The 5,808-nt window shown below is 46.0% G+C and carries 7 protein-coding genes and 1 pseudogene; all 8 read left to right on the top strand.

What is annotated here, in order from left to right:
* Positions 1-511 (top strand): annotated as a pseudogene (locus tag INF77_RS23100) (type VI secretion system tip protein VgrG); the annotation flags it as partial.
* 11 nt (positions 512-522) lie between these two features.
* Positions 523-1,317, top strand: coding sequence for a DcrB-related protein (locus tag INF77_RS23095; protein ID WP_150144110.1), 795 nt, complete (start codon positions 523-525; stop codon positions 1,315-1,317).
* Between the two features lie 2 nt (positions 1,318-1,319).
* Positions 1,320-2,582 (top strand): polymorphic toxin type 46 domain-containing protein, encoded by a 1,263-nt coding sequence (locus INF77_RS23090; protein WP_048958857.1) that lies wholly within the window; start codon positions 1,320-1,322, stop codon positions 2,580-2,582.
* Entirely contained in the window at positions 2,575-2,955 is a 381-nt protein-coding gene (locus tag INF77_RS23085; protein WP_069733840.1) for an immunity protein Tsi6 family protein, read from the top strand. The genes INF77_RS23090 and INF77_RS23085 overlap by 8 nt, the downstream gene beginning before the upstream one ends.
* 33 nt (positions 2,956-2,988) lie before the next feature.
* A complete protein-coding gene (tri1, locus tag INF77_RS23080; RefSeq protein ID WP_150144108.1) occupies positions 2,989-4,089 on the top strand; it encodes an ADP-ribosylarginine hydrolase Tri1 in 1,101 nt (366 codons plus the stop codon).
* Between the two features lie 59 nt (positions 4,090-4,148).
* Complete coding sequence (locus tag INF77_RS23075) at positions 4,149-4,643, top strand: hypothetical protein (protein ID WP_193533021.1); 495 nt, start codon at positions 4,149-4,151, stop codon at positions 4,641-4,643.
* Between the two features lie 63 nt (positions 4,644-4,706).
* Positions 4,707-5,144 carry a hypothetical protein gene (locus tag INF77_RS23070; protein ID WP_227414038.1) on the top strand — a complete coding sequence of 146 codons (438 nt, stop codon included), beginning with the start codon at positions 4,707-4,709 and terminating at the stop codon, positions 5,142-5,144.
* Between the two features lie 58 nt (positions 5,145-5,202).
* A partial coding sequence (locus tag INF77_RS23065) for a type VI secretion system Vgr family protein (RefSeq protein ID WP_193533022.1) occupies positions 5,203-5,808 on the top strand: 606 nt, incomplete at its 3' end.

Raw genomic sequence — 5,808 nt, 5'->3', positions numbered from 1 at the left:
GGGCTCTGTGGACAACGCCAACGCCCTGCGCTTTGAGGATAAGGCGGGCGCGGAACAGGTGTGGATCCAGGCCGAGCGGAATCTGGATATTAACGTCAAAAACGACGAGTCTCATTCTACTGAAAAAAATCGTACCCAGTTTGTTGGTGAAGATGAAACCTTACGGGTAGCGAAAAACCAGAAATCAGGAATTAAAGGCGATGTGGTATGCCTGACGGGTAAGAGTCGAAACGATAAAGTCGTAGATAATTTTATACTTTCCGCAGGTAATACGCTGAGACTGGAATGTGGTGAAAGTGCCATTGAGCTCTCAAAAGATGGTAGCGTTCATATCATTGGTAATAACTTTAACTTTACTGCAAAACAGAGTGCACAAATTAATACGCTTTCTGGCGAATTGCACTTGAACCCTGACGATGGGCGAAACGTCATCGATCCGCCTGGCGCATCCCTTCAGGAGGAAATCCAACAGGAAGTGGATAGCTTTTTTGTTATTAATGGCAATAACTAAGAGTAACCCGAATGGCTGATTATATTCTTCAGGAAGCAACCCTCGCTTTACCCGATGTATTTAAAGACAGAACCATGAATTTATTTACCCTGAGCGATAACGGAGCCAGCGAGTTTACTTTTGTTGTTTCTCGTGCGAGTGCTAAAAACGAAGACAAAGTCCATGATGCGGCAACTCGCCTGGTGCGTGAACTGGAAATTACGGTGCCCGACTTTCGTCTCGAATCCTCTCAGATGACTTCTGTTGATGGTCACCCGGCGGTAGAGCTTTTTTATCAGTTTAAAAATGATAATGCGGTCATTTTTCAGAAGCAGACGGTGATTTTGCTCGGTGACCATCCCGGCGGGCAAAAGATGGTGTGTTATATCGGTACATGCCCGGGCGAATTTAGCGATTATTATCATAATCAATACCAGGAGATTATCCGTAGTATTAAGTTCCACAAACCTGCTCAGACTGAAACTAAAGAAATGCTCGCTGCCGATAGCCAGGGACCATTTTTTGCGCTTGATAGTGAGAGTAAGTTACTTAGTGTCTTTGAAAACATTCAGGATCTTTATGGACATCTTTCGCTTCAGCGGGCGAAAGAGGGGCAATATTTGCTTTTTGAAAAGCAGGGTAAACCACTCAGTATTGCACCCGTCCCGGGCAGCCAACCCCTGCGTTACGCGCTGTGGACCACTTCCACAGACACATCACATCATTTGCTTTCACAGCTATCCGTCTGCCGTCAGGTCTCTGGTTCTGACCAACTTAATACGCCCGATCGGATACGTGGGTATCTGATGGCACAGCGAGCCGAATAGTCATGTCCGAATGTCAGGCTGCTCGCGTAGATGATGAGATAGCACATACAGCCTCAAAAGGCTGGATGATTGCAGGATTGGTGGGCGGGGCCATTCTTGGTGCAGCTGCCGTTGTGGTCACCGGAGGGACCGCGCTGGTTGCAGTTTCTGCCGTTGCGGCTGGGGCATGCGCTGCGGGTGGGTTGGGTGAGCTCCTCGGCAGTATGTCATGGGCTCCACGCCATACTACCGGTACGCTAAAAGAAGGTTCACCCAATGTCTTTATCAACAGCCGAAGGGCAATCCGCGCTCACCTGTCAGCCGGAGAGTGTGATGAGCACAGCGGTAGCCTGCAACGGGTTGCGGAAGGTTCGATAAAAGTTTACATCAATAACTTCCCCGCCTCCCGCGCAGGCGATAAATTGACATGCAGTGCTGAGATTAGTCAGGGATCGCGTAATGTTATTATCGGTGGAAGCAAAGTTCAGACCGATGAAATAAGTCCTGAAATCCCGGAATGGGTGAACTGGACGATGCTCGCCGTTGGTGCCGGAGCCATGGCGGTGCTGGCCAGTCCGGCAATCGCACTTCTGAGTACCCTCGGTGCGATGGGCGGTGGGACAGTCGGTAGTTATGCGGGGGGAATGCTGTTTGGCGAAGGTAGCGACGGTCAGAAATGGGGGATGCTGATCGGCTCGGTTATTGGCGGCGGGGCTGGCATGAAAGGCGGGGCAAGGTTTGATGCGTGGCGGGCTGGTAAGCCTGTTCTCGAACCGGTTAAGCCAAATATTTCGGCCCGAAGAGCTGAACTTAATGAAAAATTTGGACGCACGGGCGATCTTAATAGAGATATTAATATCCGTGCAAATCAAAAAATTGTTGATGATTTTATGCGTTCTCAGGGTGTTGAAGAAAGTAAAATACCAGCTTATCGCAGCGGTATAGATCTTGAACAGAGAGTGACAATTGAAACAATCAATAAAGGGAAAATAGCTTATCAGAATCAATCCCCGGGGAATTGGCAAGGAAACTGGTATTCTCTTGACGAATCGACCCCTGCCACAAAACTAGGCATTAACCCAGAGGGACAGGTCAGGGATACGGGGTTAATTGTTCCTAAAGAAGTAAAAGCTTATCAAGCGCAACAAAAAGTTGAGATGCTTCGAAGTAGTGCCACACCAGCCTTGGACACCTGGTCTGTACCAGACAAACCTTTCCAGACAGAAGGCGGTGGGATACAATGGTTTACTACTAAGCGTGATATTTGGACTCCATATAATGAATAACATGACAGCTCTAAATTATGTTGAAAAAGCATTAACTTTAGCAGAAAAGAGATATGCTGAGGTAAAACATCTCAACCCCCACTCCCCACTTTTACAAATGTACGATTCTATTGTACAACAATTAATATTTCTACGGGATTTAATCGAAGGCAAGGAAAAGGATAAAGCAAAATTATGGAAAATGACTTTCGGTATGTATGCAGCAAAGGAGTTTGATAATTCTGATGAGTTGTTTTTTGAAAGGTTGTCGGATGCCTGGTTTATTGTGGATCAAATCCGCCGAGGATTAAAGGTTAGACTGCCGCATGAGGTTGATGCCAATTACAAAATGAAACAACATAATCTTAAAATGAAATATCCTGATGAATTTTAGGGTTTGATATTAAAAATATTTTATTATGGGTGAATGGTGATAGACTTACATGCTAATTTGAATGTATTGTTAAAATATGTAGATATATATCGTAAGTACTTACCTGTTAGCAGTCTTTCAGTCCAGCAGAAGAAGCAGTATAAATATAATGATAAACTATTAGAATCATCTTTTGATTGCGATGCACAAAAACAATGGGACTTAACACCACAATGTAACATCTCACTCGCGGAATCACGGGATCGTGCTGTCGGTGCGCTTATAGGTCTTGCTGTTGGAGATGCTGTAGGTACGACGCTCGAATTTTTACCTCGTGACAAAGCACATGTCAAAGATATGATAGGTGGTGGGCCATTTCGACTCCGCGCAGGTGAATGGACGGATGATACATCCATGGCATTATGTCTTGCGGAAACGCTTCTTGAGAAAGGTGATGCTGATACTATATGCTTCAGGAATAAACTTCTGGAATGGTATCAGCATGGTTATAATAGTTCAAATGGCGTCTGTTTTGATATAGGAAATACAACTCGGTTTGCTTTAGAGCAATATTTAACTGTTGGTCCTGGGTGGAGCGGTAATACAGCGGCAGAAACTGCAGGTAATGCCTCCATCATCAGGCAAGCACCTGTCTCTATTTTTTTTAGAAAGTCATTAAGTAAAGCGTTTTATGAGGCTAAAAAACAAAGTATAGCAACGCATGGAGCCGCGGAAGCAATAAATAGCACACAGTATTTAAGTTATTTGCTTGTGCATATGATTAACGGTAGCAATAAAGATTTTGTTTTTTCTCCGCACGTCATGCCGCTACAGCCACGTGTAATGATTATCAACGCGGGTGAATATAAGCAAAAAACTCGCGATCAGATTCGTTCAAGTGGTTATGTAATCGATACGCTTGAGGCCGCGATGTGGTCCGTATGGAATACTGATAATTTCCTGGATGCGATTCTGCTGGCTGCCAATCTTGCCGATGACGCTGACAGCGTTGCGGCGACGGCGGGACAAATAGCTGGGGCATTATATGGGTGCTCCGGTATTCCGAAGGAGTGGAAAAACAAACTCGTTCAATACGAACGGATTGCTACAATGGCAGGCGAATTGTTCGATAGAGCTCCTGAATACATCGCTTAGAAATTGTTCATCATCTATGGCACGGAAGGATATCCGTGTCATAAATCTGAAGAAAAGTAGTGGCTGTTTTTTTACTCTGGCAAAAAGCATGGATAAAAGATGAAATAATGAAATGGACTGGCTTTATAATTTTTATACTCATCGCTTTAGTCTATATCTGGAACGGGAAAGATCTTTACACCCTAAAAGAGTGGCGAAACTTTCGAATTAAATTCATTTCAGTGTTGGTTGGTGCGCTTGCATTGACACTCATTTTAGTTGGCGTATCAAAATCAACCCCGTTACTGGACAGAGAAAGCGCGCGGGCGATAGCATTAATATTACCGGCATCCCTGGTGGCAATGTTACTGTCGAAATTTTTTGTTGTGATGTTGAATGCTATTTTCGAGAGTATTATGCGATTTCATAAACGGTATAATACCAAAGAAATGTATTTAAAACTATCGTCTCTGTCTGCCCGGTACGGGGCCAAATTACACCTGGTAGCAAAATGTCTCGCCTCGCTAGGCTGTATCTTGATGCTCTATGGCATCTGGTTTGGCAGTACAGGCTGATATAAAGAGGTTAGTTAGATGCCAGCAATGCCAGGATATGAAAATAAGTAAATGTGGAATGTTATGATGCATTTGTTTTTCTTTTTTATTTTTATGATTTGGACGCTAGCACTTATCTGGAATGGAAAAGATTTGTTCAACAAAAAACAATGGTTCCTTGCTGGGGTGATGTTCGTTCTGGTGCTAGTGGCTACGGTTGTTATTGGTTTTATGTTGAAATGGCTCGCTCAGTCAATGTCATTATTCTCCGTCGCAACGGCGAAACAATATTCGATTATCTTTTCCATGTCTTTCCTGTGCGTATGGGGACTAAAAGTTACCGTTGTGCTGCTCGGCACGATCTTTTCCGGGATTATAGGGGGGCACAGAAAATGCAATGCTGAACATTATGAAGCAATATCGTCTATAACACGCGTCATTGCGCCTGGCTTACTAATTGTTGCTAAAAGCGTAGTTTCCCTGGGTAGCGTCCTTATGTTTTCAGGTTTATGGCTTAAATAAGCACGATAAAAAAATATCTCAATGAACACCGAGATTAGTCGACAGTGGAATAAAGATTATGCTCAACCGAATTACCGTTCAGCTCCCGGTGGAGGGGCTGCTTTTCTGGAAACTCTCAGGCCGCGAGGCGATGTCCGAGTCGTTTGCGCTGACGCTGACCGTACTCGGCACGGACGCGCGCATTGACCGCACTAAGCTGCTGGGCCAGCCGGTCACGGTGACCATCCCGACGCAGAATCTGCTGACGTCCCGCTATATTAACGGCAAGATTACCCGCGTGGCGGTCAGCGCCGTTGAGCTGACGGGCACGCGCTATGCGGTGTACCAGCTGACGGTGGAGCCGGACCTGTGGCCGATGAAGCGCGACCGCAACCTGCGTATTTTCCAGGGGCAGACGGTGCCGCAGATTGTGAAAACCCTGCTCGGTGAGCATCAGGTCAACGTTGAGGATAAACTCACCGGCAGCTACCGGGTCTGGGACTACTGCGTGCAGTATCAGGAGTCGAGCCTGGACTTCATCAGCCGCCTGATGGAGCTGGAGGGAATTGCGTATCACTTCCGCCATGAGGCGGACAAGCACACCCTGGTGCTGACTGACGCCGCCACGCAGCATCAGCCGTTCAGCGGCTATGAGGTCATCCCGTACCACCAGACGCCGTCCGGC

It is taken from the genome of Enterobacter cloacae complex sp. P1B (genome assembly GCF_014982345.1).
In the GTDB taxonomy this organism is placed as follows: Bacteria; Pseudomonadota; Gammaproteobacteria; order Enterobacterales; family Enterobacteriaceae; genus Enterobacter; species Enterobacter bugandensis.
The sequence above is the reverse complement of the archived record's forward strand: the minus strand, read 5'-3'. Positions and strand labels throughout refer to the sequence as shown.